Genomic DNA, 24553 nt, shown 5'->3' with positions numbered 1-24553 from the left:
TGCTTCGGGGTGGGCGGCGGTCCGAATGGGGCTTGCCGACGGGCGATGTTGCTCCGCCCCGCTCATGCTGGCAAACGGGACATGACCGCCGTCCGGAAGCGCCGCGCGAAAGACCGGCGCGGACCGGACCTGGCCACCGGAAGGGCGGAGCGTCGATGCGGCTCGTCGTCGATCTCAACAAATGTCAGGGGTACGCCCAGTGCGCGTTCCTCGCCCCCGATGTCTTCGCCATGCACGGCGAGGAGTCACTGGTCTACAACCCGCTCGCCCCCGAGGAGCAGCGCGAGCGGCTGGCCCGCGCTGTCGCGGCCTGTCCGGTGCAGGCGATCACGGCGGACGGGCTGGACGGCGTGGGTGAGCGGGGCCCGGGCCCCGCTCAGGAGGCGCACGATGCCCGCTGACTATGTCGACTGGCTCAGGCGGGAGGGCCGGATCGTGATCGTCGGTGCCTCGCTGGCGGGGCTGCGGGCCGCCGAGACCCTGCGTGCGGAGGGCTTCGCCGGTGAGCTGACCCTGATCGGCGACGAGCCGTACGAACCGTACGACCGGCCGCCGCTGTCCAAGTCGGTCCTGCTGGGCATGGCGTCCCCGCACCGCACCGAGCTGCCGCACCGCCGGGAGATCGACGCCAAGTGGCGGCTCGGCGTCCCGGCGACCGGTCTGGACCTGTCGGCCAGGCGGGTCAAGCTGGCCGACGGGGACGAGGTGGAGTACGACCGGCTGCTCATCGCGACCGGGGTCCGCGCCCGGCCCTGGCCGAAGGCGGAGGAGGCCCGGCTGGACGGCGTCTGCGTACTGCGCACACGGGACGACGCAGCCGACCTGTATCAGCGGCTGAAGGCGGGGCCGCGCCGGGTGTTCGTGATCGGCGCCGGGTTCGCCGGGTCGGAGGTCGCCTCGGCCTGCCGGGAGATGGGCATCCCCGTCACCGTGGCGGAGCGCGCGGGCGGGCCGCTGGTGGGCGCGCTCGGCGGGGTGATCGGCGCGGTCGCCGCCGGTCTGCAGACCGAGAACGGCGTGGATCTGCGCACCCATGTCACGGTGACCTCGCTGGAGGGGGACTCGGTCGGCCGGGTGCGTACCGTCCATCTGTCCGACGAGAGTGTCGTCGAGGCGGACGTGGTCGTGGTCTCGCTGGGCTCGGTGCGCAACACGGACTGGCTGACCGGGTCGGGGCTGGGCGCGGGCCCTCGGGGCATAGCCTGTGACGCGGGCTGCCGTGCCTTCGACTTCCGGGGCATCGTCACCGACAACGTGTTCGTCGCGGGCGATGTCGCGCGCTCCCCGCACGCGCTGTTCGGCTATCAGTTCCTCTCGCTGGAGCACTGGGGCAACGCGGTCGCCCAGGCGGAGACGGCCGCGCACAACATGATCTGTCACGGCGCCGACCGCCGCCCGCATCTGTGGATGCCCGCCTTCTGGTCGTCGATGTTCAGGGTGAACATCAAGTCGGTCGGCGTACCCCCCATGGGCGACCAGCTGATGATCACGCAGGGCTCGCTGGCCGAGCGCCGGTTCGTCGGGGTGTACGGCTACCAGGGCCGCGTCATCGCCGCCGTGAGCTTCGACAACACCCGGTGGCTGGAGTTCTACGCGCGGCAGATCGAGCGGGGCGCGCCCTTCCCGGTGGAGTTCCCGACGATGGACCGGCGTCCCGAGGGCCGGCAGCCGGTGGCGGCGGACTTCCCCGACCCGTCCCTGCCGACCCACGGCCCGACCGTGACCCTCACCGGCTACTCACCGGCGGACCAACAGCTGGTCTTCCACCCGGCGCGGCACTGAACGCCGCCCGGCCCCGAAGCTCCGAGGACGTGTCATGACGCAAGCCCCGCTGTTCCAGCAGATCACCGACTTCGCCAACCGGGCCGACCCGTACCCGCTGTACGAGGAGCTGCGCAAGAATCCGGTCCTGCACGAGGAGGAGGGCGGCCCGTACGTCTTCAGCTCGTACTGGGACATCGAGGCGCTGCTCCACGATCCGCGGATCAGCTCCGACGCCGCCAATCTGGCCGCCGGGGACGACGAGCTGTCCGGGCCGGAGGCGACGGGGCTGCCGCCGAGCTTCATCCGGCTCGACCCGCCGGAGCACGACCGGCTGCGAAGGATCGCCAACAGCTCCTTCGGGCCACCGCACAGGCCGCGCCGCATCGAGAACATGCGGGGCGAGCTGGGTGAGATCGTCACCGGGCTGATCGACGGCTTCGGGGACGCGCGGCAGATCGACCTGGTCGACCAGTTCGCGTACCCCTTCCCGGTGACCGTGATCTGCCGGCTGCTCGGCGTGCCGCGCGAGGACGAGCCCCGCTTCCGTGCCTGGGTCGACCCGATCGTCGCCGGCCTGGACCCCGACACCCGCACCAGCGCCGAATCCCAGCGCACCGCGCAGGAGGCACGGTTGCAGCTCGGCATGTACCTGAACGGGCTGGTTGAGCAGCGCGCCAGGGAACCTCGCGACGACATGCTCTCCGACCTGGTGAACAGTCACAGCCCGGACGGCGCCATGACGACGATGGAAGTACTCAGCACAGCGGTGCTGCTCCTCATCGCGGGCCACGAGACGACCGTCAATCTCATCACCAACGGCATGCTCACCCTGCTGCGCCATCCAGAGGTCCTGGAGCGGCTGCGCAACGACCCGGCCCTGTCGGTGAAGATCGTGGAGGAGCTGCTGCGCTACGAGCCGCCCGTGCAGATCGTGCCGCAGCGCACCAACATCACGGACATCGAGGTGCGCGGGGTCACCATCCCCAAGGGCTCGCGGATCTGGCTGGTCCTGGCCGCGGGCAACCGCGACCCGGAGCGGTTCCAGGACCCCGAGCGCTTCGACCCGGACCGCGGTGACATCCAGCATCTCGGCTTCGGCAGCGGCATCCACAGCTGCTTCGGCGCTCCGCTGGCCCGGCTGGAGACCCAGATCGCTCTGTCCGAACTGGCCCGGCGGCTGGAGAATCCCCGCCTGGTGGCGGACCCGCCGCCGTACCGGCAGAACGCGATCCTGCGCGGGCCCCGGCATCTGGAGGTCGCCTTCGACGGGCTGCGCCGAGCCGCGTGAGGTCAGGGCCGCGCCTGGTCAGTGCGCGAGCCGCGTGAGCCGCACCAGTCCGACCCAGGTCTCGGGCCCCGGCTGCACATACGCCGCCCGCACCGTGTACGTGCCCGCCTCCAGCGGTACCCGGAGGTGTTCGGTGCGGTCGGCAGCCTGGCCCGGCCAGGCCGAATCGAAGAGCAGTACCGGGCCGGGCACCCGCCAGTGCACCTCGCTCCCCCACATCGCCGCGTCAAGGGCGGCGGGAACGGTGGCGAGCAGTTCCGCCTCGGAGTTCGCGGCGGACCACCGTACGAAGGTGGCGTGGTCCGGCAGGTACGAGGTGGAGGCGGGTTCGTCGCCGAACACCAGGGCCGCGCTGTCCCCGACGGGCAGCAGCCCGACGTACCCGTCGACCTCGCACGCCCGGTCGTAGTCGGTGTCGAGTTCCTCGCTGTCGGCGCCCGCCCAGAACGGCAGCACCGTCTCCGGGACGGCTATGAGCGGGCCGCCACCTGATTCCACCCACTCCAGCGTGCCTGGGTCCGCGTATCGAGCCATGGGCAGAGAACCTACACGGGCAGCGGTCAGCAGCCGCACTCGCCTTCGACGGGCGCCGTCAGCGGATCGGCCTCGCGGCGGGCCGGGCCCTGCCAGGTCTCGTAGCCGAAGCCCTCGCGGGCCCAGTACTCGAAGCCGCCGAGCATCTCCTTGACCTGGTAGCCGAGTTCGGCGAGGGCGAGAGCGGCGCGGGTGGCGCCGTTGCAGCCGGGGCCCCAGCAGTACGTCACCACCGGCACGGACCTGTCGAGGAGCCGCTCGGCCTGCTCGGGGATCAGCGCGGTGGGCAGGTGGACGGCGCCGGGGATGTGCCCCTGGTCCCAGGACCCGGTCGAGCGCGTGTCCACGACGACGAAACCGGGATCGCCTCCGGCCGCGAGCGCGGCGGCCACGTCGGAGACGTCGGCGTGAAAGGCCAGGCTCGCCCGGAAGTAGGCGGCGGCTTCGGCGGGAGCGGCGGGGGCGACCCGCAGCACGGGATTCACAGAGATCTGGGACTGGGGCTGATGCTGGGGCTGGGGCTGGGTGGTCTTGGTGATCATGACTGGAAATCTATGGCCCAGGGGCGACTCCTTGAAGAGGGAATCCACGGAGCCACCCTTGCCCAGGCCGGGATTCCCCTGCTATCCATCCGGAATGACCGTGTATTCCCCGGACGCCACCGACTGGCGCATTCTCGAGGTCCTCCAGCGGGAGGGACGGGCCAGCTACGCCGAGCTGGCGCGCGCCGTCTCCATGTCGCCGAGCGCGGTCACCGAGCGGGTCCGCCGGCTGGAGGAGGCGGGCGTGATCCAGGGGTACGCGGCGGTCGTCGACCCCGAACGGCTCGGGCTGCCGATCCTGGCGTTCGTACGGCTGCGGTATCCGAACGGCAACTACAAGCCGTTCCACGACCTGGTCGCCGCGACGCCCGAGATCCTGGAGGCGCACCATGTCACGGGCGACGACTGCTTCGTCATCAAGGTCGCCGCGCGGTCCATGGCTCACCTGGAGGAGATCTCCGGACGGATCGGCGCACTGGGTTCCGTAACCACCAGCGTCGTGTACTCCTCTCCCCTGCCCCGACGCGCCCTGGGCCACTGAACCGGTCAGACGCCGCGCTGCCGCAGCGTAGACCCCGCTCTCCCCTTCACCACCTCCAGCTGGGCGTGGATGCGGCGGCGCAGGTCGGGGACGTGGCTGACGATGCCGACGCTGCGGTCGCGTTCGCGGAGCGAGTCCAGGACGTCCAACACCTCATCCAGGGTTTGGTCGTCGAGGCTGCCGAAACCCTCGTCAATGAACAGGGTGTCGAGGCGGACGCCGCCGGCCTCGTCGGTGACGACGTCCGCGAGGCCGAGGGCGAGGGCGAGGGAGGCGAAGAAGGTCTCGCCGCCGGACAGGGTGGCGGTGTCGCGTTCGCGTCCGGTCCAGGCGTCGACCACGTGCAGCCCGAGGCCGCTGCGGCCGCGTCCGGTGCGGTCGTCGGAGTGGACGAGGGTGTAGCGGCCCGCCGACATGCGCTGCAGCCGGGCGGTCGCGGCGGCGGCGACCTGCTCCAGCCGGGCCGCGAGCACATACGACTCCAGGCGCATCTTGCGTTCGTTGTCGGCCGAGGTGCCCGCGGTGAGGGCGGCGAGGCGGGCGACCCGGTCGTACTCCTCGCGGAGCGGGGCGAGGCGTCGTACGGCCTCCGTGGCGCGCGCGGAGAGGCGGTCCAGCTCGGTGCAGCAGCGGGCGGCCGCGTCCCGTGCGGATGCCGCCTGGCGCAGCCGTTGTTCGGCCCGCGTCGCCGTGTGCTCAGCCATGGCCGGGTCGGCGGCCGGGCGCTGGGCGGCGGCCGCGCTGTCGGCCTCCGCGAGCACCGCGCGGACGGCGGCCTCCTCCGTCTGCCAGGCGTCCAGACGGTGCTGCAGCTCGCGGTGGGCGGCGGCGTCCAGAAGGGCGGCGGCCGCGGCCTGCGGGGTGTCGAAACCGGCCCGGAAGGCGGCGTCGGCAAGGCGGGCGTCAGCGTCCTTCAGCCGTTGCGCGGTGTCCTCGGCGGTACGCGCGGCGTCGGCGGCGTCCGTGAGCAGCGCCGCCTGCCGCTCCAGCTGCGCGGCGCGCGCGGCCACGCTGCCCGAGCTGCCGCGCGCCTGGGTCAACTCCCCCTCCAGCTGGGCCTGTTCACGCTCCAGGGTCTCGCGCCGGGTGAGTCGTGAGGCGGCCCGTACGGCGGCCTGCTGGCGGTCCGTGAGGCGCTGCTCGCGTTCGTGCTCGGCGCGCCGCAGCTCTTCGTGGGTGGCGTGCAGGGCGGAGGCCTCGCGGCGGGCGTGGGCGTACTCCTGCTCCAACTCGGCGGCAACTTCTTCGAGTTGGGCGGTGGGGGTGTCGCCGGCCTCGGCGGTGGCGGCGGCCAGGGCCTCGCGGACGACGCCGAGTCGCCGCTCGTCCTCGGTGTGCTGCTCCTCGGCGCGCTGGTGGGCGGCGAGGGCGCGGTTCTCGGTCTCGCGGTCGACGTGTCCGGCGTCCTTGCGGGCCGGTGCGGGGTGTTCGGTGGCTCCGCAGACGGCACAGGGCTCGCCGTCGGCGAGGTGGGCGGCCAGCTCGGCGGCGATGCCGTTCAGGCGCTGTTCCTTGAGGTCGAGCCAGTGGGCACGGGCGTCCAGGGCACGCTGCTCGGAGGCGAGCGCGCGACGCTGGGCCTCCTCCAGGTCCGCGGCCAGCTCGTCGCGGGTGCGGGCCGCGACGAGGCGCCTGCGCATCGGGTCCCGCTGGACGGCGAGCTGCTCGGCGCGGGTGGCGGCCTCCTGAGCGGAGTCGACGCGGGACTGCAGGCCCGCGCGCGTGGTGTCCCAGGCGGCGAGCCAGGTCTCGGCCTCGCGGAGCACGTCCTCGTCGGCGCGCTCCTGACGGTCGAGCCCGGAGCGCTCCTCGGCCAGGTCGGCGAGCCGCCGCTCGGCGCGACGGGCCGAGTCCAGGCCGCCCAGCTCCTCGGCGGCGCGGCGGGCGGCGGCGGCCAGTCCACTCGCGCCGGCGTCGGCGTAGGAGTCGGGGAGCAGGCCACGCGCGTGTGTCTCGGCGCGGGCCGCCCTGTGGTGCTCCTCCTCGGCGGCCGCGCGCAGCTCCAGCGCGGGCGCGACCGCCTCCGCCTTGCGGGCCCGCTCCATGCGCTGTTGGGCCTCGTCGTGGGCGCCGGCCCGCTCCTGGAGCCGCTCGGCGCGCTGCCGGGCCTCGGTGAACCGGCTCTGCAGCCGGGCGAGTTCGCGTACCTCCTCCAGGGCGCGCCGGGTCTCGGTGTGCGCGGACTCGGCGGCGGTGAGGCGGCACTGGGCGACCGTGAGCCGTTCGCGGGCGGTGGCACGGGCGACGGCGGCGGCGCCGAGGACGGCGGCGGCCAGGCCGGGATCGCCGGGGGCCAGCTCGGGCAGCTCCATGGCGTCGCCGGCCTCCTGCTGCATGCGGTGGGCGTCGGCGAGCAGCGCCGCGTCGCCTTCCCGCACGCGTGCCTCTGCGGCCCGGCGCCGCTCGGCGAGGCGCTTCTCGACGTCGGCGAAGCGCTGGGTGTCGAAGAGGCGGCCCAGCAGCTTGCCGCGGGCTTCGGCGTCGGCGCGCAGGAAGCGGGCGAAGTCGCCCTGGGGCAACAGCACGACCTGGCAGAACTGCTCGCGGCTCATGCCGAGCAGCTGGGTGATCTCCTCGCCGATCTCCTGGTGGGAGCGGCTGAGGTCCTTCCAGGCGCCGGCCGTGGCGTCGTACTCGCGCAGCCAGGTCTGGGCCTTGTCCACGGTGGTGCCGGTGCCGCGCAGTTTGGGCCGCTCCCAGGGCGGCTGCCGGGTGATCTCCAGCCGGCGTCCGGCGACGGTGAGGTCGAGGCGGACCTCGGTGCGGGTGCGCGGCTCGGCGTGGTCGCTGCGCAGGTGCATGCCCTGGCCACTCTGCCGGGCGCCGGGGACGGAGCCGTACAGGGCGTAGCAGACGGCGTCCAGGACGGAGGTCTTGCCGGCGCCGGTGGGGCCGTGCAGCAGGAACAGCCCGGCGGCGGACAGGGCGTCGAAGTCGACGCTCCGGGAGCCGCCGAAGGGCCCGAAGGCCGTGATGTCCAGCCGGTGCAGCCTCATCGGGCCACCTCCCGTACGGCGGCGTCGGCGCGCACGGCGTCGAAGGCCTCGCGCAGCACGGCCGCCTCGCGCTCGTCGGGCCCGGCGCCGCGCACATGGGCGACGAAGTCCTGGGCGATCTGCTGGTCGCTGCGGTCGGCGAGGCGCCGGGCGTACGACACCGAGGGGTCGTCCGGGGCGCGCTCGGGGGCGAAGGCGAGGCTGAGGGTGTGCGGGAAGCGCTCGGTGAGCCGGGCCATGGGGTCGGCGGGGCGGACCGGGTCGGTGAGGGTGGCCTCGACCCAGGCGTTCTCGTGCCCGGCGAGGTCCGGGTCGGCGAGGAGGCCGTCCAGCGTGCCCCGGATGCGGGCCAGCGGGCGGGGCACCGGGCACGCGACGCGCTCGGCGGAGACGGAGCCGTCGACGCCGAGGTCGATCAGCCACATGCTCTTGCGGTGCTCGGCCTCGGAGAAGGAGTAGGCGAGCGGGGAGCCGGAGTAGCGCACGCGCTCGGTGAGGGTCTGGCAGCCGTGCAGATGACCGAGCGCCACATAGTCGACGCCGTCGAAGACTCCGGCGGGTACGGCGGCGACTCCGCCGACGGTGATGTCCCGCTCGCTGTCGCTGCCCTGGCCGCCGGTGACGAAGGCGTGGGCGAGGACGACCGAGCGGGTGCCGGGCGCACGCGTGGCGAGGTCGGCGCGGACGCGGTCCATGGCGGCGCCGAGCACCGCCTCGTGACCGGCCTTCTCGACCGCGAACTCGTCCTTCACCAGGGCCGGTTCGAGATACGGCAGGCCGTAGAAGGCGACGTCGCCGTGTGCGTCGGCGAGCAGGACCGGGGTGCCGGCGGCGGCGGGCTCGGTGCGCAGGTGGATGCCGGCGCGGTCGATGAGTCCGGCGCCGACGCCGAGGCGGCGGGCCGAGTCGTGGTTGCCGGAGATCATCACCGTGGGCACGCCGAGGTCCGCGAGGCGGTGCAGGGCGTCGTCGAAGAGCTCGACCGCGGCGAGCGGGGGCACCGCGCGGTCGTACACATCGCCCGACACGACCACCGCGTCCACCTCGCGCTCGCGCACGGTGGTGACGAGGTGACCGATGAACTCGGCCTGGGCCCCGAGCATGTTCACCCGGTGGAAGGCCCGGCCGAGATGCCAGTCGGACGTGTGCAGGAGTCTCATGATCCTCGAGACTAACGGCCGGGTCTGACATCACGGGCGGTTACTCCCGTATCAGCCCGGCATGACCGGCCACACCGGCGCCCCTTATGCCCGGCTAGTGGCGGATGTCACGCATCTCCGTAGGCTTCTCCGCCCAGTTCGAATCCCGCCGTGCCCGCCGTCGTGTCCGCGAGCCAGGCCCGGAAGGCGTCCACGTCGGCGTCGGGCAGGCCGATCTCGATGGTGACGGCCTCGCCGCCGTAGCGGACGTCCCGCACCTCGCGTCCGGTGGCGTGCAGGTCGTTCTGGACCTTGCCCGCGCGCTGGTGGTCGACGGTCACCGTGGCCAGCCGGAAGCGGCGCCGGGTGAGGGTGCCGAGGGTGTCGAGGGCCTCGCCGACGGCGCCGCCGTAGGCGCGGATGAGTCCGCCGGCGCCGAGCTTGACGCCTCCGAAGTAGCGGGTGACGACCGCGACGACGTAGCGCATCTCACGGCGCAGCAGCATCTGGAGCATGGGGACACCGGCGGTGCCGCCCGGTTCGCCGTCGTCGCTGGCCTTCTGCACGGAGGCGTCGGCGCCGATGACGTACGCCCAGCAGTTGTGGGTGGCGTCGGCGTGCTCCTTGCGCACGGCGGCGATGAAGTCCTGCGCCTCCTGCTCGGTGGCGGCCGGGGCGAGGGCGCACAGAAAGCGGGAGCGGTTGATCTCGACCTCGTGCACGCCCGCGTGGGCGACTGTGCGGTACTCGTCCTGCATCCCGTCACCCTATGCGGTGACGGGGCGTGCCGGATGCGGACGCATGCCGGTGGCAGTCCGGTGGCAGTGAGGTACGCGCGCGTGGCGCTACTCCTTGCTCCCGCGCGGCACGATCATCGACGTCAGGAGGGCCGTGTCGGGGCCGAGGGCCGGCCAGCCGGTGCCGTGCCAGGAGAGGACGGCGATCGCGGACGTGGGGAACTTCGTCCGCACCCGGTCCAGCGTGTCGTCGAGCCCGTCCCCCGCCACCTCCAGGACCAGTTCCTCCAGCCCGGGGTTGTGCCCGACCACCAGCAGCGTCTCCACCTCGGGCGGTGCCTCGCGGACCACCTCCAGCAGCTCCGGTACGTCAGCCGCGTACAGCCGCTCGTCGTAGCGCACCGGCGGCGGCGTGCCCCACTCGGCGGAGGCCAGCTCCCAGGTGCGGCGGGCACGCACCGCCGTGGAGCACAGGGCGAGGTCGGGCAGGCAGTCGGCCTCGGCGAGGGCGCGCCCGGCGGCCGGGGCGTCGCGCAGGCCGCGTCGTGCGAGCGGTCTGCGGTGGTCCTCGACGCCCTCGGGCCAGGCGGATTTGGCGTGCCGCAGCACCACCAGGCGGCGCAGCGGGCCGGTGCCCGCCCGCGCGATCAAGCGAGGCTCCCGAGGTCACGGGCCAGGTCGAGGGCCAGCAGGCGGTCGGCGTAGACGTACGTCTCGAAGCGGGCTCCGTCGGGCAGGTCCGGGGCGCTCGCCACGGCCCGCAGCACGTCCAGTACCGCGGGCAGGTCGAGGTCGTCCTCCCAAGCGGAGCGCAGCCGCGCCCGCACCTCGTCGGGCACCGGCCGCGACGGCTGCCGCGCCCACCCGGCCACGGCCCGCCGCCAGCGCGCCAGCCGCCGGGCGGCCTCGTCGAGCACCGCGGAGTCCAGCCGGACGGGCGCCGTGCGCGGCACGGAGAGCAGGGCGAGCCGGAGCGCGGCGGGATCGGCGAGCAGGAACGGGAGCGCGGCGTGGACAGCGGACTCGGACGCGAGACCCGGAGCGGGCTCGAAGGCGGGCCCTGCGGCGGGCTCGGGCGTACGTCCGGGACCGGGCTGGGACGCGGGTTCGGACCCACGACCGTGAGCGGGCCGGGACGCGGGCCCGGACCTACGGCCAGGAGCGGACTCCGTATCGGGCTCGGACGCGGTATCGGGCTCGGGCGAGGGCTCGGACATGCGGCCAGGCGCAGACTCGGAGGCCGGCTCGGTCATACGGCCGGGAGCAGGCCCAGACGCAGGCTCGGGCCTACGACCGGGAGCGGACTCCGTATCGGGCTCGGACGCGGACCCGGGCATACGGCCCGGCGCGGCCTCGGACGCAGACTCCGGCGTAGGGCCAGACGCGGGCCCAGGTGCACGCTCCGCCGCCCCCGCAACGCCGGGCTCCATCGCGGCCCCGGACGATCCGCCCGCCCCCGCAGACGCATCCGTGCCCGCATCCGTGCCCCCCGCATCCGTGTCCGCGTCCGCGTCCGTGTCCCCCGCCGAAGCCCACCCCGCCCCCCAGTCGCTCGGCGGCTCCTCCGTCCACTCCACCGGCGCGACCCACACCACCGGCCCCTCGCCGCAGGCGTCCGCCGGCTCGGCCGTCACATGGATCGCCTGGGCCTCCCCGAGGCCCGATGCCAGGTCGTGGCCGTCCTCGAAGGGGCGGATGGACAGGGTGGTCGCGGCCGCGCGGAGCTCGGCGTGGCGGTGGGGCGCGGTCAGGATCGTCCAGACCGGGGTGCCGCCCAGTTCCAGGGCGCGGACCAGCAGGTCGGCGGTGAGCAGCACCCGCAGGGCCGTGGGGTCGAGGCCGGAGGCACGGGCCTCGATGCGGGTCAGGCCACGGCGGGCGGGCGCGGCGGGGACGGGCTCACCGGTTCGGGCGTCGAGGATGCGCAGCACGGGCTGAGCGTAGGCGCGCGGAGGCCCGTACGCAGGCACCTTGCGCCGATTCCGGACATGGCGGCGGCGCCGCGGGGCCGGAAGTGGCAGGGTGGCCGCGTGGCCGGGCTGGGAATCCGGACCCACCGGGGGTCTGTTGGCGATGGAAACCTGCAAGGGAAACAGTCCCCGCAGCGCGAGGAGGCAGCCGTGTACGGCGACGACGCGACGATCCGCAGGATCCTGAACGAGCTGGGCGGCACCTGGGCGGTGGTGGGCCTGTCGACCAACCAGAACCGGATCGCCTACCGGGTGGCGCAGGTGCTCCAGCGGTACGGCAAGCGGATCGTGCCGGTGCACCCGAAGGCCGAGACGGTCCACGGCGAGCAGGGCTACGCCTCCCTCGCGGACATCCCGTTCGACGTGGACGTGGTCGACGTCTTCGTCAACAGTGAGCTGGCCGGCGCGGTGGCCGACGAGGCGGTGGCGAAGGGCGCGCGGGCGGTGTGGTTCCAGCTCGGCGTGGTGGACGAGGCCGCCTACGAGCGGACCCGGGCGGCCGGCGTGGACATGGTCATGGACCGCTGCCCTGCCATCGAATTTCCCCTCCTGGGGGCGTGACAACCAGCGAATCTCTCTATCTACCTACATTTCTCCGCTGAATATTGACATTCCTACTAGGCATCTGACCTGTGACAAGGCCGTGACCGTGTGTGTGCCCAAGGCACCTAAGATCCCAGGTCAAAATTTGGTTAACAGTCTTTTGTCGCGCCGGAATGAATCCCTAGCCTGTGGCAGCTCCATCCCCGTTAAACCTGCGTTTACGATCTGAGAGGCCACTTGACATGGCGAATGTCGACCAGGCTGCACCGGTAGCCACAAGCGACACCGGTGGCGGCTTGCGCCGAGACGTCGGACTTATCGGTCTGATGTGGGCCTCCGTCGGCTCGATCATCGGGTCCGGCTGGCTCTTCGGCGCCGAGAAGGCGGTCGTGGCGGCGGGTCCCGCGGCGATCATCTCGTGGGTGATCGGTGCGGTGGCCATCGTGCTGCTCGCGCTCGTGCACGCCGAGCTCGGCGGCATGTTCCCGGTGGCCGGCGGTACCGCCCGTTACCCGCACTACGCCTTCGGCGGCCTGGCCGGTATGTCCTTCGGCTGGTTCTCCTGGCTCCAGGCCGCGACGGTGGCTCCGATCGAGGTCGAGGCCATGATCGGCTATGCCAAGCACTGGCACTTCGCCGACGGCCTGCAGAACGCCAACGGCACGCTCACCACCAGCGGCATCGTCGTCGCGGTGGTCCTCATGGCCGTGTTCGTCGCGGTCAACTTCCTCGGCGTCCGCATCCTGGCCCACACCAACAGCGCCGCCACCTGGTGGAAGATCGCGGTCCCGCTCGCGGCGATCTTCATCATCGCCATTGGCAACTTCCACCCGGCCAACTTCACCTCCGAGGGCTTCGCGCCGTTCGGCGCCAAGGGCGTCCTCACCGCGATCAGCTCCAGCGGCATCATCTTCGCGCTGCTCGGCTTCGAGCAGGCGATCCAGCTGGCCGGCGAGAGCCGCAACCCGAAGCGTGACCTGCCGCGCGCGACGCTCGGTTCGGTGGCGATCGGCTCCGTGATCTACCTGCTGCTCCAGATCGTGTTCATCGGCGCCCTGCCGCACGCTTCCTTCGCGAAGGGCTGGGCGAACCTGGCCTACGCCGGCATCAGCGGCCCCTGGGCTGGTCTCGCCTCGCTGGTCGGCCTGGGCTGGCTGGCCTGGGTCCTGTACGCCGACGCGATCGTCTCTCCCGGCGGCACCGGCCTGATCTACACCACCGCCACGTCCCGTATCTCCTACGGCCTGGCCAAGAACGGCTACGCGCCGAAGATCTTCGCCAAGACCGACACGCGCGGTGTGCCGTGGTTCGGCCTGGCGATGTCGTTCGTGACCGGTGTGATCTGCTTCGCGCCGTTCCCGAGCTGGCAGACGCTGGTCGGCTTCATCACCTCGGCGAGCGTGCTGATGTACGCGGGCGCTCCGCTGGCCTACGGCGTCTTCAAGGACCGGCTGCCGAACCACGACCGTCCGTACAAGCTGCCCTTCGGCAAGTTCATCTCGCCGCTGTCGTTCGTGGTCGCCAACCTGATCATCTTCTGGTCCGGCTGGGACACCCTGTGGCGCCTGGGCTGCGCGATCCTGATCGGCTACGTGCTGCTCGGCTCCTACGCCGCCTACGCGATCCGCAAGGGCCTGCCCGACGCTCCCCGGCTGGACTTCAAGGCCGCGCAGTGGCTGCCGCCCTACCTGGTGGGCATCGGCATCATCTCCTACCTGAGCACCTTCGGTGGTACCGGTGACCTGCCGCTGTGGTGGGACATGGCAGTCGTCGCGGTGTTCTCGCTCGGCATCTACTTCTGGGCCAAGGCGACCGCCTCCGAGCCCGAGGCGATCGAGCGCAGCATCGAGGAGGTCGTGGTCACCGACGCTCCGGCGCACTGACCCCGCCCCCTCCCCCGGTGTCCCGTCGGCCGATCCTGGCTGACGGGACACCGTCATAATGCGGGGGTGATCTCCCCAATGATCCTCCCCTCCCCCCACCCCGGCTCCGCTCCGGAGGAACGCCGTACGGTCGTCGTCGTGGGCGCCGGGCCCGCCGGGCTCACCGTCGGCAACATCCTGCGGGCCGCCTCCGTCGACTGCGTGGTCCTGGAGACCGAGAGCAGGCAGTTCATCGAGACCCGGCCGCGGGCCGGCGTGATCGAGGAATGGGCGGTGCGCGAACTCGGCCGGCGCGGCCTGGCCGAACGGCTGCGGCAGCGCGCCGAGCTGCACAGCGTCTGCGAGTTCCGCTTCGACGGCGAACGGTACCGCTTCCCGTACGCCGATCTGACGGGCAGTCACCATTACGTCTATCCGCAGCCGCTGCTGGTGACGGACCTGGTGCGGGAGTACGCCGACGTACGCGGCGGCGACATCCGTTTCGGCGTGCGCGAGGTCAGGCTGCATGACCTGGACTCGGACCGGCCGGCGGTGTCGTACCGGTGCCCGGAGACGGGTGAACGGCGGCTGCTGCGCTGCGACTTCGTGGCGGGCTGCGACGGGGCGCGCGGGGTGACGCGGGACGCGATCCCCGCGGAGCACCGGCGGATCGCCCGGCAGGACGACGGCATCGGCTGGCTGGCGCTGCTCGCGGAGGTGCCGCCGTCCACGGACTGCGTCCTGTTCGGCGTCCATCAGCGGGGTTTCGCCGGGCAGATGCCCCGCAGCCCCGAGGTCACCCGGTTCTATCTGCAGTGCCCGCCCGGCGACGATCCGGAGAACTGGTCGCATGACAGGGTCTGGACCGAGCTGCGCGAGCGGCTCGCCGCGACCGGTGCGCCCCCGCTCACCGAGGGCCGGCTGATCGAGAAACGCGTCCTGGACATGCACCACTACGTCGTCGAACCGCTCACCCACGGGCGCCTGTTCCTGGCCGGGGACGCGGGGCACCTGATCGCGCCCATCGCCGCGAAGGGCATGAACCTCGCCCTGCACGACGCCTTCCTGCTCGGCGACGCGCTCACCGCGTACGTGACGCGGGGCGACGGCGGCGGGCTGGACGACTACTCGGCGGCGAGTCTGCGGCGGGTGTGGGACTACCAGGAGTTCTCGCAGTGGCTGTCGGACATCTACCACGGGGTCGCGTCGGGCGACCCGTTCCGCGCCGGCACGACACTGGCCCGGCTGCGCCGGCTGTTCACCTCGCCGGCCGCGGCGACGGCCTTCGCCGAGCAGTACCTCGGCACGGCAGCCGCCTACTGACCTCCGGTGGGCCGTTCGGCGAGGTGGTGGTCCGCCGTCTTCAGGGCCTCCTCCACCAGTCGGCGCAGATGGCCGTGCGGGAGGGAGTAGATCACCCGGCGGCCCTCCTTGCGGGTCCTCACCAGGCCCGCGAGGCGCAGCCGCGCCAGATGCTGGCTGACCGCGGGACGGGCCGCGCCGCACGCCTCGGTGAGCGTCGTGACGTCGGCCTCGCCGGCCGTCAGAGCGTGCATCAGAGTGAGCCGGGTGCGGTCGCCGAGCAGGGCCATCAGCTCGGCCGCGAGCGCGAACTGCTCCTCGCCCGGGGTGCGCGTATGCGCATGGTGTGCAGGTGACAGGTGCATGCGTGCGCTCATACGCACATAATGGTCCCGTGGACGCCCCGCGTCCACTCCCGCACACCGGAAGGAGACCCACGTGAACGACCGGCACTCGCATCACCACGAGCACGGCCACGCGAGCCACACCCACACCCCCGGTCTCCGGCACCGGATCGCGCATCTGCTCACCCCGCACTCCCACGACAGCGCCGACAAGCTGGACCCGGCGATGGAGGCCTCGGCGCGGGGGATGCGGGCGTTGTGGGTGTCGCTGGGCGTGCTCGGGGTGACCGCGCTGGCACAGGCGGCCGTGGTGGCCGTCTCCGGGTCGGTGGCGCTGCTCGGGGACTCCGTGCACAACGCCGCCGACGCGCTGACCGCCGTACCCCTCGGCATCGCCTTCGTGCTGGGGCGGCGGGCGGCGACCCGCCGGTTCACCTACGGCTACGGGCGCGCCGAGGATCTCGCGGGGCTGGTGATCGTGCTGACCATCGCCGCCTCGGCGGCCTTCGCGGCGTGGGCGGCCGTGGGACGGCTGCTCGATCCGCGCCCGGTCACCCAACTGCCGGCGGTCGCGGCGGCCGCGCTGCTCGGGTTCATCGGCAACGAGTGGGTGGCCCGGTACCGGATCCGGGTGGGCCGGGAGATCGGCTCGGCCGCGCTCGTCGCCGACGGGCTCCACGCCCGGACCGACGGATTCACCTCGCTGGCGGTGCTGGTGGGCGCGGGCGGGTCGGCCCTCGGGTGGCAACCGGCCGACCCCGTCGTCGGGTTGGCGATCACGGTCGCGATCGTGCTGGTGCTGCGGGACGCGGCGCGGGAGGTGTTCCGGCGGATGCTAGACGCGGTCGACCCGGCGCTGGTGGACCGGGCCGAGCGGGCGGTGCGGGCGGTGCCGGGCGTGCGCGAGGTGGGTGAGCTGCGGCTGCGGTGGATCGGGCACCGGCTGCGGGCCGAACTCGCGGTGGTGGTGGACGGCGAGGCGACGCTACGACAGGCGCATGCCGTCGCCGTCGAGGCCGAACACGCCCTGCTGCACGCCGTACCGAAGCTGACGGCGGCCCTGGTGCACGCCGATCCGGCACCGGCGCCGGGCGAGCGGGACCCGCATCTGGTGCTGGCCCACCATGCGACGGCCTGACCTCCCACACCCGCGAGGTCCTACGTCCTGCCGGCCTCAGGCGACCCCGAGGCCCTCCAGCACCACGGCGCCCGGAAGTTCCGCGAGGGCCTTGCCGGGGACCAGGAGCTTGCCGCGGCGGCGGCCGCTGCCGACGAGGACGTAGGGCAGATCGACGACGGCCGAGTCGATCAGCACCGGCCAGCCGGCGGGCAGTCCGACCGGGGTGATGCCGCCGTACTCCATGCCGGTCTCGCCGGTCGCCGTCTCCATCGAGGCGAACGAGGCCTTGCGCGCGCCGAGTTGGCAGCGCACCAGGCCGTTGACGTCGGCCCGGGTGGTGGAGAGCACCAGGCATGCGACAAGGGTGGTCTCGCCGCCGCGCTTGCCCGCGACCACCACACAGTTCGCCGACCGCTCCAGCAGATCGCGGCCGTAGTGCTCGACGAAGACGGTGGTGTCCGCCCACCGCGGGTCGGTCTCGACATAGAGGATCCGGTCCGCGGGGGTCGCGCCCTGCCACCGGCGTACGGCCTCGGCGACCGGGGCGACCAGCTCCTCCAGGCAGTCCGGCACGGGCGTGGCGGTGTCGAAGTCTCCGATGGGTGCGCGCATGGCCGCACGCTAACAGCCCGCCGGAGCACGGTTCAGCCCACGGGCGGGACGCTGACCGCCATCACCATCTCCATCGGTACGTCGCCCTCGTTGCCGTAGGTGTGCGGGCTGCCGGCCTCGAACGTGGCGCTGGCGCCGGTCGGCACGAGGTGCTTCACCCCGTCCACGGTGAGGGTCAGTTCGCCCGCGGTGACGTGGACGAGTTCCACCGTGCCCACCGGATGCGGCTCGGAGGGGCTCTGCTCGCCCGGCATCAACCGCCAGTCCCACATCTCCAGCGGGCCGGGGGCCTCGGTGCCCGCCAGCAGGCGGTTGTAGCTGCCGGCGTCGGTGTGCCACATCCGTACGGCCTGTTCGGCGGGGACGATGCGGACGGTGCGGCCCTGCTCGTAGTCGAGCAGGGTGGTGATGCTGATGCCGAGCGCGTCGCCGATCTTGACGACGGTGCCGATGCTGGGGTTCGTCCGGGCCTGCTCGATCTGGATGAGCATGCCGCGACTGACGCCCGCGCGGGCGGCGAGCGCGTCCAGGGTGAAGCCGCGCTCGGTGCGCCAGCGCTTGACGTTGCGCGCCAGGGACTGGGTCAGCAGGTCGAGGTCCGACACGTCACGTCCATCGATGAGAGTTCAATATATGGGATACCCATGTTCACTGAACCGAACTACGGTGAGGTGTACCTGATCATTCACCACACTGTACTGCGAGGCCCTGCCGTCACAGCATCCACGGTCGCGGTCCGGCCGAGTCAGCTCTCGGGTTCGAGTGCCGCGAGGCGGGCCGCTGTGTCCTCGTCCAGTTCTGCCAGCGCGCGCAGCTGCTCCGGGGTCGTCCCGTCCGGGATCGGCACCGGAGCCGGAGTCCGGAGCGGTGGCTGCCAGCCGTCCTCGGGCGTCCAGCGCCGGACGACCCGGGCGGGCGCACCGGCCACCACGGCGTGATCGGGCACCGTGCCGCGCACCACCGCGCCGGCCGCGACGACCACGTTCCGGCCGATCCGCGCGCCCGGCAGGATCACCGCGCCGGTGCCGATCCAGCAGCCCGGACCTATCTCCACCGGCTCCATGCGCGGCCACTGCCTGCCGATCGGCTGGTGGGGGTCGTCGTAGGAGTGGTTGGTGGAGGTGACGTAGACGTACGGGCCGAAGTAGCAGTCGCTGCCGATGGTGACCGTCGTGTCCGCGATGACGTGGCTGCCGCGCCCGAGCACCACTCCGTCGCCGATGCGCAGGATGGGGTCCGGGCCGAGGTCCAGGTCCGGCATCAGGCCGGCGGTCAGCGTGACCTGCTCGCCGATGATGCAGTGGGACCCGAGGCGGATCCAGGGCTCGCCGAAGACCGTGCCGAGCGGGAAGGCGAGGCGGGTGGCTTCCCCGATCGCTGCGAACTTCAGGCGGCCGGGGTGATCGGCGGTGACGGAGCCGGTGCGCTGGACCCAGGCCCAGGCCGCGTGGACGGCGCGCTGGGCGAGGCCCTGCCTCCAGGATGAGAACGTGTTCTTGCGCTTCGGCACGGGGTCACGTTACTCAGCGGTTGCCTTCGAGGAGAGGGCGGGCTGCTGTGATCTTTGCCCCACCCTTTGTCGTACCGTGCGGGGTACTTACGGATGCGAGGAGACGGTGATGACGCAGCAGGCGCTGATCGTGGGTATCGGGGGCAAGGAGCCGCGGGTCGATCCGGAGGCGTTCGTGGCGCCTACGGCCTCGGTGATCGGGGACGTCACGCTGCATGCCGGGGCCAGCGTCTGGTACGGGGCGGTCGTGCGGGGAGACGTCGAGACGATCACCGTGGGGGCGAGCGCGAATGTGCAGGACAACGTGACGCTTCATGCCGATCCCGGGTTTCCGGTTTCGATCGGGGAGCGGGTTTCCGTCGGGCACAACGCCGTGGTCCACGGGGCAACCGTCGGGGACGACTGCCTCATCGGGATGGGGGCGACCGTGCTGAACGGTGCGGTGATCGGCGCGGGGTCGCTCGTTGCCGCGCAGGCCCTGGTTCCTCAGGGGATGGTGGTGCCGCCCGGGTCGCTCGTGGCCGGGGTGCCGGCGAAGGTCAAGCGGGCGCTTACCGAGGAGGAGCGGCAGGGGGTCACCCTCAACGGCACGATGTATGCCGAGTTGGCGAAGGCGCACAAGGATGTGCATCGGCCCCTTTAGGCCGGCTCACTCCCCGGCATTGACTGGTTCCGCGTCTCGTTCGTTGTGCTGCTGGGCCTTCTTCGCCTTGCGCTTGACGAGGAGCATGGAGGCCAGGCCGATCAGGACCGCGGCCGCGAGGCCCACGTAGGAGAACTTCTTCAGCCAGCCCTCGGCTACGACGCCCACGTAGTAGATGACGGCCGTGGTGCCGCCCGCCCAGCAGATGCCGCCGAGGACGTTGGCGATCAGGAACTTCCAGTACGGCATGTGGAGGACGCCGGCGAGCGGCCCGGCGAAGATGCGCAGGAGGGCGATGAAGCGGCCGAAGAAGACGGCCCACATGCCCCACTTCTCGAAGGACCGCTCGGCGGTGGCCACGTGGCCCTCGCTGAAGTGTCTCGGGAACTTCTTGCCCAGCCAGGCGAGCAGCGGGCGGCCGCCCTTGCGGCCGATGGCGTAGCCGATGGAGTCGCCGACCACGGCGCCGGCGGTCGCGCAGGCGCCGAGGACGATCGGGTTGATGCCCGAGTGCTGGGAGGACATCAGCGCCGCCGACACCAGGACGATCTCGCCCGGCAGCGGGATGCCCAGGCTCTCCAGACCGATCACCAGGGCCACCATGGCGTAGACGGCGACCGCCGGTACCGAGTCGAGCCATTCCTGGACGTGCACCGCCGGATCCTCCCCTGTCGCTGTCCTTGCGTGCCGGGCGCCGCATGTAAAGGGCGTCCCAAGGGAAGGCTACCTGGTCGACGGTGAACGGCGGCTCGCGCGCGTCCGCCCAGTGGCACCGTCCCGCCCTCCGTCCTTCGGTTTTCGGACATCCCCGTGTCACGCGGGAGGGGAAGGCTCCTCGCGGTTTCGCCCGCCCCGCCTCCCCCAGGTCCCCGCCCCGGGGCCCGCTGCGGAAGGACGACGTCCCCGTGTCCTCACCGTCCCCGTCCTCGCTCTCCTCGCTCCCCTCGCTCCCCCTGTCTCCGGCCTCCCCGCTCGCGCCGGGAACGGTTTCGCCCCGGCCCGCGTCCTTCATGGCGGGCCGGTCCGTACGGCTGGCCCTGTGCCTGGCTCCGCTGCTGCTGGCCGGCGGCTGGGCCGTGGCCAACCGGCCCGCGGTGTACGAGGGGGTCCGGCGGCTCGTCGCCGCGGATCCCTGGTGGCTGCTGGCCGGGGGCGGATTCACCTGCCTGAACTGGGTGGCGGCCACCTGCGTACGGCAGGGCGCCCTGCCCGACCGGGTGCCGCCGGGGCTGCTGCTGGCCTCGCAGTTCGCCGCCGGTGCCGCCAACCACGCGCTCCCCGCCGGGTTCGGCGCCCACGCCGTCACCGTGCGCTTTCTGCGGGCGCGCGGGGTGCCGCTGGAGCGTGCGACCGCGTCCATCGGGCTGTACTCGCTGGCGAAGTCCTCCGCCAAGACGGTCGTGCTGGTGGTCCTTCTCGCGGTGTCACCGGCCTGGCGGCGCCTCGGCGAGCTGGTCCCGGACGGGCGCCTGCTGGTGCCGCTCGCCGCGGTCGCGGGCGGTGCCCTCGCCGTCGTGGGCGTGCTGCTGACGGTCGTACGGCCGTTGCGGCGACCGGTGACCGGGCTGCTGCGCTCCGCCCTCGCCGACGCACGGGAGGTGCACACGCGGCCCGCCCGGGTGGCCGCGCTGTGGGGCGGGGCGATCGCGATGCCGTTGCTCCAGGGGACGACCCTCGCCTGTGTCGGTGCGGCGCTCGGGCTGGCGCTGCCCTGGGCGCACACGGTGCTCGCCTATCTCGCGGCGGGCACGGCCGTCGGGGCGGTGCCGGCGCCGGGCGGGCTCGCGGTCGACGCGGCGCTGGTGTGGACGCTGGTCGCCTTCGGCTCCTCCCTGGCGCTGGCCACCGCGACGGTGATCGGCTACCGGGTGCTGACCGACTGGGTGCCGCTGCTGCCGGGCACGCTGGTGCTGTCGGCGCTGATCCGCGCGAAGGTGCTGTGAGCCACCGAGGTGCTGCGAGCCTCCGAGGTGCTGCGAGCCCCGCTCACTCCCGGCGGGCCACCAGGCGGTATGCGTTGGACAGGCCGAGGCGGTGGGACAGGGGGCGCACCGCGAAACGGTCGAGGAGTGTCGCCGCGATGAGCGCGGGCACGCCCGCGAGAAGGAGCGCGGTGCGCGTGGCACGCCGCAGGGTGCCGGGCGGCTCGGGCAGCCAGGGGGCGTCCTCGCGCGGGGCGGCGTGGTCGAGGGCCAGCCAGACGGCGGCGAGCAGGTCGACCGGGTCGTGCGCCTCGGCATGCTGCTCGGCGACCACCGTGAAGCCCAGCTCGGTCAACCGCCGCCGGAGATTGGCGACCGGCATGAAGTGCAGATGCTGCGGCTGGAGCCAGGGCAGCCACCAGCGGCCGAGCAGCCGGGCGTAACGGCTCTCCGGGTCCGGCACCTCGATGAGGAGGTGCCCGCCGGGGCGTACGGCCGCGTGGGCGGCGCGGAGTTCGCGGTCCGGGTCGGTGCTGTGCTCCAGGTAGTGGAACATGCTCACCACGTCGTAACGCGCGGCGAGTTCGGGGGCGAGAGCCGGGAAGGCGCCGCGGTAGGCGTGGTCCACGCGGCCCTCGCGGGCGGCGAGTTCGACACCGTCGGTGAAGTCGAGCCCGTCGAAGGAGGTGCCGGGCAGGACGGCGCGGGCGGTCGCGCAGAAGTGGCCGTGGCCGGTGCCGACGTCCAGCCAGGTCTTCGGGGTGGGGTCGTGCGGCAGCATCGCCTCGGTGCGGGCCCGGTACATGGCCGCGCGGCCGCCGAAGGTGCCGCTCATCCGCTGCTCGCCGAGGCCGTCGTAGAAGTCCCGGTAGTAGAACTCCAGCCCTTCCTCGGTCAGTTGGGGGTTCTGGAAGGTGTGGCCGCAGTCGGCGCAGTGGTCGAGGGCGAAGCGACCGGGCTTGTGCTGGAGCAGGTCCGTGGTGCGCAGGCGGGTGGCGAGCCGGGCCGAGCCGCACCAGGGGCAGTCGGGGCGGGGGGCGGCGAGGAAACGGTCCGTGCCGGTGGCCAGGTCGGCCTGGTAGGCGGGGCGCAGGGCGGCGATGCGCGCCGCCTTGTCACTGTGGTCGGTCTTCTCGCTCTCGTCACCGTGGTCGGTCTTCTCGCTCTTGCCACTGTGGTCGTCGCTCATCGGCTCTCCGCTGCGAGGTCTGCCAGGTCTGCGAGGTGTTCGAGGTGCGCCGCCGCGGCCCGGGCGCCGCCCGCCGCGCGGAACGCGGAGCGGATCCGGGCGGCGGCGGCCCGATGGGCGGGGTCGGTGAGGACGGTGTCGAGGGCCGCGCCCAGCTGGGCCGCCCGGGCCCGGCCGAAGCGGACCCGGACGCCGGCGCCCGCGTCCACGACCTGTCCGGCCACCACCGGCTGGTCGTCGCGGATGGGCGCGACGACGAGCGGGACGCCGTGCCACAGCGCCTCGCACACGGTGTTGTGCCCGGCATGGCAGATGACCGCGTCCGCCCTTTCCAGCAGCGGGAGTTGGGGCACCGACGGGAGGACCAGGACGTCCTTGTCGCCGGGCGGCACGGCGAGGAGGCCCCCGGGGTCGGCGATCACCCCCTGCACCCGGTCGGCGCGCTCGCGCAGGGCGGTGCGGCACTCGGCGAGGAACCGGCCGCCCGCGTCGGCGTTCGCCGTGCCCAGGGTCACCAGGACCTTCGCCCGGCCCCGGTCCAGTCGTTCCCAGGGGAAGCCGGGGCCGTCCGGGCGGTCGGCGAGGGAAGGGCCGACGTAGTGGATGTGCGGTGCCAACGGGGCCTGGGGGCCGATGAGTTCGGGTGTGCTGAAGATCAGCAGGAGATGCGGCGAGAAGCGCGGGTCGACGGTGCCGGACGGGGTACCGATCCGGGTCCGCAGTGCGGCGAGGCTCCCCCGCAGCCACTCGGCGACCTTGGGCAGGCCGTCGTACGCGCCCGTGAACTCGGCGGAGGTGGTCGCGGACGTGGCCCACGGCAGCCCGAGCCGCTCGGCCACCAGGGCGCCGGCGAAGGCCTGCTGGTCGGCCACGACCACGTCCGGGCGGAATGTCTCGGCCGCTGTGCGGACGCCCGGTGCCATGGCGTCGGCGAGCGGCAGCAAGTACCACTCCCAGAGGAACTTCAGCGCCTCCGCGCCCCGCAGGTCCGGCGGTCGTACGACACCCTCGGCGCCCGGCACCGGACCCGCGCAGCCGAACACCTCGGCGTCCGCGCCCGCGAGCCGGCGCACCAGGGCCGGGTCCGCGCAGGCCCAGGCCACCCGGTGGCCGCGCGCGGCCAGCCGGGCGGCGACGCCGACGGCCGGGTTGACATGCCCGGTCAGCGGCGGCACCACGAAGAGGAAGGCGCTCATCCGACCCCCGCCCCGGCGCCGATCAGATCCAGGATGTGGCCGCCGACGACGGCCGGCGCCTCCACCAGCACCGAGTGCTCGTGCCCGGGCAGTACGACCGCCCGGTAGTCCGCCAGCAGCGCCCGCTTCAGCGGCACCAGGTCCGCGAGGTCCGACTCGCCGCCGTAGACGCCGAGGACCGGGCAGCGTACGGCCCTGATCGCGTCCTCGGTCAGCACCCGGCTGGCGGGGATGTCCCGGCCGAGGGTGGTCTCGCGGGCGAGCCGGGCCGCGCCCTTGGCCAGCCGGGCGGTGTTGTGGCCGCGGTGCGCGATGATCCAGGCGAGGGCGTCGGGCTCGTTGTGGGCGAGTTGGGTCATGACCCGGTCGAGGATGCCGCCGAGCTTCGCCGCCCAGGCGGCGGTCGCGGGTTCGGACTCGATCAGCGTCAGCGTGGCCGTGCGCTCCGGATGGCGGGCGGCGAAACCGAAGGCGATCGTGCCGCCGTAGGAGTTGCCGACGAGGTGCACGGGCCCGGTGACCGCCAGCCGGTCGAGGAGCGCCTCCAGGTCGTCGATGTTCTGGTCGAGGGTGTAGCCCCGCGACGGGCGTTCACTGCGGCCGTGCCCGCGCAGGTCGTACATGACGACGTCGAGTCCGGCCGCGGCGAAGGCGGGCGCGACCGTGAAGTAGTAGCTGGCCAGGCTGTCGGTGAGCAGCCCGTGCACCAGGACGACCGTGGCGTGCGGGACGCGGCCGTCGGCCGGGCCCGTGCGCTGGACGTGCAGCCGGATGCCGCCGGCGTCGACCATCGCCATGG

General features: G+C 73.0%; 24 protein-coding genes and 2 pseudogenes. 10 read left to right on the top strand and 16 right to left on the bottom strand.

Annotated features, from left to right (window positions below):
- Window positions 1-155 precede the first annotated feature (155 nt).
- From AB5L52_RS36710 to AB5L52_RS36700, 3 genes are read left to right on the top strand one after another with little or no spacing between them, the layout of a single operon-like run.
- A complete protein-coding gene (locus AB5L52_RS36710) occupies window positions 156-401 on the top strand; it encodes a ferredoxin (protein WP_351019774.1) in 246 nt (81 codons plus the stop codon).
- A complete protein-coding gene (locus AB5L52_RS36705; protein ID WP_351571648.1) occupies window positions 391-1782 on the top strand; it encodes an FAD/NAD(P)-binding oxidoreductase in 1392 nt (463 codons plus the stop codon). The genes AB5L52_RS36710 and AB5L52_RS36705 overlap by 11 nt, the downstream gene beginning before the upstream one ends.
- 34 nt (window positions 1783-1816) lie before the next feature.
- Window positions 1817-3052: a cytochrome P450 gene (locus AB5L52_RS36700; protein ID WP_369367800.1), complete on the top strand. Its 1236-nt coding sequence runs from the start codon at window positions 1817-1819 to the stop codon at window positions 3050-3052.
- Between the two features lie 18 nt (window positions 3053-3070).
- Here the strand turns inward: AB5L52_RS36700 and AB5L52_RS36695 are convergent, their stop codons facing one another.
- Window positions 3071-3586, bottom strand: coding sequence for an immunity 21 family protein (locus AB5L52_RS36695; protein ID WP_369367798.1), 516 nt, complete (start codon window positions 3584-3586; stop codon window positions 3071-3073).
- A 26-nt stretch (window positions 3587-3612) separates the two neighbouring features.
- Window positions 3613-4128, bottom strand: coding sequence for a rhodanese-like domain-containing protein (locus tag AB5L52_RS36690; RefSeq protein WP_351571656.1), 516 nt, complete (start codon window positions 4126-4128; stop codon window positions 3613-3615).
- Between the two features lie 94 nt (window positions 4129-4222).
- Here AB5L52_RS36690 and AB5L52_RS36685 point away from each other — a divergent pair, with 94 nt between their 5' ends.
- Window positions 4223-4669: an Lrp/AsnC family transcriptional regulator gene (locus AB5L52_RS36685; protein ID WP_351019758.1), complete on the top strand. Its 447-nt coding sequence runs from the start codon at window positions 4223-4225 to the stop codon at window positions 4667-4669.
- 5 nt (window positions 4670-4674) lie between these two features.
- On the opposite strand, the gene AB5L52_RS36680 is transcribed toward AB5L52_RS36685, so the two are convergent.
- The 6 genes and pseudogenes from AB5L52_RS36680 to AB5L52_RS36655 form a co-directional block, all read right to left on the bottom strand.
- Window positions 4675-7665, bottom strand: coding sequence for an AAA family ATPase (locus AB5L52_RS36680; protein ID WP_369367797.1), 2991 nt, complete (start codon window positions 7663-7665; stop codon window positions 4675-4677).
- Window positions 7662-8825, bottom strand: coding sequence for an exonuclease SbcCD subunit D (locus tag AB5L52_RS36675; protein WP_369367796.1), 1164 nt, complete (start codon window positions 8823-8825; stop codon window positions 7662-7664). Before AB5L52_RS36675 ends, AB5L52_RS36680 begins: the two co-directional genes overlap by 4 nt.
- 107 nt (window positions 8826-8932) lie before the next feature.
- Window positions 8933-9562, bottom strand: coding sequence for a YigZ family protein (locus AB5L52_RS36670; RefSeq protein WP_351571668.1), 630 nt, complete (start codon window positions 9560-9562; stop codon window positions 8933-8935).
- Between the two features lie 87 nt (window positions 9563-9649).
- Window positions 9650-10192: a histidine phosphatase family protein gene (locus AB5L52_RS36665; RefSeq protein ID WP_351019746.1), complete on the bottom strand. Its 543-nt coding sequence runs from the start codon at window positions 10190-10192 to the stop codon at window positions 9650-9652.
- Window positions 10189-10530, bottom strand: a pseudogene (locus AB5L52_RS36660) (hypothetical protein); the annotation flags it as partial. The pseudogene AB5L52_RS36660 and the gene AB5L52_RS36665, both read right to left, overlap by 4 nt.
- 642 nt (window positions 10531-11172) lie before the next feature.
- Window positions 11173-11472 (bottom strand): annotated as a pseudogene (locus AB5L52_RS36655) (hypothetical protein); the annotation flags it as partial.
- Between the two features lie 189 nt (window positions 11473-11661).
- On the opposite strand from AB5L52_RS36655, the gene AB5L52_RS36650 reads away from it, so the two are divergent.
- The 3 genes from AB5L52_RS36650 (at window position 11662) to AB5L52_RS36640 (ending at window position 15239) form a co-directional block, all read left to right on the top strand.
- Window positions 11662-12072 carry a CoA-binding protein gene (locus AB5L52_RS36650; RefSeq protein ID WP_351571674.1) on the top strand — a complete coding sequence of 137 codons (411 nt, stop codon included), beginning with the start codon at window positions 11662-11664 and terminating at the stop codon, window positions 12070-12072.
- A gap of 224 nt (window positions 12073-12296) precedes the next feature.
- Entirely contained in the window at window positions 12297-13937 is a 1641-nt protein-coding gene (locus AB5L52_RS36645) for an APC family permease (RefSeq protein WP_369367795.1), read from the top strand.
- 78 nt (window positions 13938-14015) lie between these two features.
- Window positions 14016-15239 (top strand): 4-hydroxybenzoate 3-monooxygenase, encoded by a 1224-nt coding sequence (locus tag AB5L52_RS36640; protein ID WP_369369026.1) that lies wholly within the window; start codon window positions 14016-14018, stop codon window positions 15237-15239.
- Here AB5L52_RS36640 and AB5L52_RS36635 read toward each other — a convergent pair.
- Window positions 15233-15595 (bottom strand): metalloregulator ArsR/SmtB family transcription factor, encoded by a 363-nt coding sequence (locus AB5L52_RS36635; RefSeq protein ID WP_351019737.1) that lies wholly within the window; start codon window positions 15593-15595, stop codon window positions 15233-15235. The two genes, AB5L52_RS36640 and AB5L52_RS36635, sit on opposite strands and share 7 nt — an antisense overlap.
- A 61-nt stretch (window positions 15596-15656) precedes the next feature.
- Between AB5L52_RS36635 and AB5L52_RS36630 the strand changes: the two genes are divergently transcribed.
- The gene (locus tag AB5L52_RS36630; protein ID WP_351571682.1) at window positions 15657-16700 is read left to right on the top strand and encodes a cation diffusion facilitator family transporter; all 1044 of its coding nucleotides are present in this window, start codon (window positions 15657-15659) and stop codon (window positions 16698-16700) included.
- A gap of 36 nt (window positions 16701-16736) precedes the next feature.
- Here the strand turns inward: AB5L52_RS36630 and AB5L52_RS36625 are convergent, their stop codons facing one another.
- From AB5L52_RS36625 to AB5L52_RS36615, 3 genes are all read right to left on the bottom strand, one after another.
- The gene (locus AB5L52_RS36625) at window positions 16737-17294 is read right to left on the bottom strand and encodes a YbaK/EbsC family protein (RefSeq protein ID WP_369367794.1); all 558 of its coding nucleotides are present in this window, start codon (window positions 17292-17294) and stop codon (window positions 16737-16739) included.
- Window positions 17295-17326: 32 nt separating this feature from the next.
- Entirely contained in the window at window positions 17327-17899 is a 573-nt protein-coding gene (locus tag AB5L52_RS36620) for a helix-turn-helix domain-containing protein (protein WP_351019728.1), read from the bottom strand.
- A gap of 140 nt (window positions 17900-18039) precedes the next feature.
- Window positions 18040-18804: an acyltransferase gene (locus tag AB5L52_RS36615; protein WP_351019725.1), complete on the bottom strand. Its 765-nt coding sequence runs from the start codon at window positions 18802-18804 to the stop codon at window positions 18040-18042.
- 109 nt (window positions 18805-18913) lie between these two features.
- Between AB5L52_RS36615 and AB5L52_RS36610 the strand changes: the two genes are divergently transcribed.
- Window positions 18914-19447 (top strand): gamma carbonic anhydrase family protein, encoded by a 534-nt coding sequence (locus tag AB5L52_RS36610; RefSeq protein ID WP_351571690.1) that lies wholly within the window; start codon window positions 18914-18916, stop codon window positions 19445-19447.
- 6 nt (window positions 19448-19453) lie between these two features.
- On the opposite strand, the gene AB5L52_RS36605 is transcribed toward AB5L52_RS36610, so the two are convergent.
- The gene (locus AB5L52_RS36605; protein WP_351019720.1) at window positions 19454-20101 is read right to left on the bottom strand and encodes a DedA family protein; all 648 of its coding nucleotides are present in this window, start codon (window positions 20099-20101) and stop codon (window positions 19454-19456) included.
- 299 nt (window positions 20102-20400) lie between these two features.
- On the opposite strand from AB5L52_RS36605, the gene AB5L52_RS36600 reads away from it, so the two are divergent.
- Window positions 20401-21390: a YbhN family protein gene (locus AB5L52_RS36600; RefSeq protein ID WP_369369025.1), complete on the top strand. Its 990-nt coding sequence runs from the start codon at window positions 20401-20403 to the stop codon at window positions 21388-21390.
- A 43-nt stretch (window positions 21391-21433) separates the two neighbouring features.
- On the opposite strand, the gene AB5L52_RS36595 is transcribed toward AB5L52_RS36600, so the two are convergent.
- Genes AB5L52_RS36595 through AB5L52_RS36585 form a run of 3 tightly spaced genes read right to left on the bottom strand, consistent with a single transcriptional unit; the run spans window position 21434 to window position 24551 of the window.
- Window positions 21434-22558, bottom strand: coding sequence for a class I SAM-dependent methyltransferase (locus AB5L52_RS36595; protein ID WP_369367792.1), 1125 nt, complete (start codon window positions 22556-22558; stop codon window positions 21434-21436).
- Entirely contained in the window at window positions 22555-23754 is a 1200-nt protein-coding gene (locus tag AB5L52_RS36590; RefSeq protein WP_351019714.1) for a glycosyltransferase, read from the bottom strand. The genes AB5L52_RS36595 and AB5L52_RS36590 overlap by 4 nt, the downstream gene beginning before the upstream one ends.
- Window positions 23751-24551, bottom strand: a complete 801-nt coding sequence (locus AB5L52_RS36585) for an alpha/beta fold hydrolase (RefSeq protein WP_369367789.1) — start codon at window positions 24549-24551, stop codon at window positions 23751-23753. Before AB5L52_RS36585 ends, AB5L52_RS36590 begins: the two co-directional genes overlap by 4 nt.
- Window positions 24552-24553: the final 2 nt, after the last annotated feature.

It is taken from the genome of Streptomyces sp. CG4, assembly GCF_041080655.1.
Taxonomy (GTDB): domain Bacteria; phylum Actinomycetota; class Actinomycetes; order Streptomycetales; family Streptomycetaceae; genus Streptomyces.
Note: the sequence above shows the minus strand (reverse complement) of the source record. Positions and strands in the feature narration are given on the sequence as shown.

What these genes read in the sequence shown, in the direction of transcription:
- AB5L52_RS36710 (WP_351019774.1), top strand. Translation starts at nt 156, where the DNA reads ATGCGGCTCGTCGTCGATCTCAACAAATGTCAGGGGTACGCCCAGTGC.
- AB5L52_RS36705 (WP_351571648.1), top strand. Translation starts at nt 391, where the DNA reads ATGCCCGCTGACTATGTCGACTGGCTCAGGCGGGAGGGCCGGATCGTG.
- AB5L52_RS36700 (WP_369367800.1), top strand. Translation starts at nt 1,817, where the DNA reads ATGACGCAAGCCCCGCTGTTCCAGCAGATCACCGACTTCGCCAACCGG.
- AB5L52_RS36695 (WP_369367798.1), bottom strand. Translation starts at nt 3,586, where the DNA reads ATGGCTCGATACGCGGACCCAGGCACGCTGGAGTGGGTGGAATCAGGT.
- AB5L52_RS36690 (WP_351571656.1), bottom strand. Translation starts at nt 4,128, where the DNA reads ATGATCACCAAGACCACCCAGCCCCAGCCCCAGCATCAGCCCCAGTCC.
- AB5L52_RS36685 (WP_351019758.1), top strand. Translation starts at nt 4,223, where the DNA reads ATGACCGTGTATTCCCCGGACGCCACCGACTGGCGCATTCTCGAGGTC.
- AB5L52_RS36680 (WP_369367797.1), bottom strand. Translation starts at nt 7,665, where the DNA reads ATGAGGCTGCACCGGCTGGACATCACGGCCTTCGGGCCCTTCGGCGGC.
- AB5L52_RS36675 (WP_369367796.1), bottom strand. Translation starts at nt 8,825, where the DNA reads ATGAGACTCCTGCACACGTCCGACTGGCATCTCGGCCGGGCCTTCCAC.
- AB5L52_RS36670 (WP_351571668.1), bottom strand. Translation starts at nt 9,562, where the DNA reads ATGCAGGACGAGTACCGCACAGTCGCCCACGCGGGCGTGCACGAGGTC.
- AB5L52_RS36645 (WP_369367795.1), top strand. Translation starts at nt 12,297, where the DNA reads ATGGCGAATGTCGACCAGGCTGCACCGGTAGCCACAAGCGACACCGGT.
- AB5L52_RS36640 (WP_369369026.1), top strand. Translation starts at nt 14,016, where the DNA reads ATGATCCTCCCCTCCCCCCACCCCGGCTCCGCTCCGGAGGAACGCCGT.
- AB5L52_RS36635 (WP_351019737.1), bottom strand. Translation starts at nt 15,595, where the DNA reads ATGAGCGCACGCATGCACCTGTCACCTGCACACCATGCGCATACGCGC.
- AB5L52_RS36625 (WP_369367794.1), bottom strand. Translation starts at nt 17,294, where the DNA reads ATGCGCGCACCCATCGGAGACTTCGACACCGCCACGCCCGTGCCGGAC.
- AB5L52_RS36610 (WP_351571690.1), top strand. Translation starts at nt 18,914, where the DNA reads ATGACGCAGCAGGCGCTGATCGTGGGTATCGGGGGCAAGGAGCCGCGG.
- AB5L52_RS36595 (WP_369367792.1), bottom strand. Translation starts at nt 22,558, where the DNA reads ATGAGCGACGACCACAGTGGCAAGAGCGAGAAGACCGACCACGGTGAC.
- AB5L52_RS36590 (WP_351019714.1), bottom strand. Translation starts at nt 23,754, where the DNA reads ATGAGCGCCTTCCTCTTCGTGGTGCCGCCGCTGACCGGGCATGTCAAC.
- AB5L52_RS36585 (WP_369367789.1), bottom strand. Translation starts at nt 24,551, where the DNA reads ATGGCGATGGTCGACGCCGGCGGCATCCGGCTGCACGTCCAGCGCACG.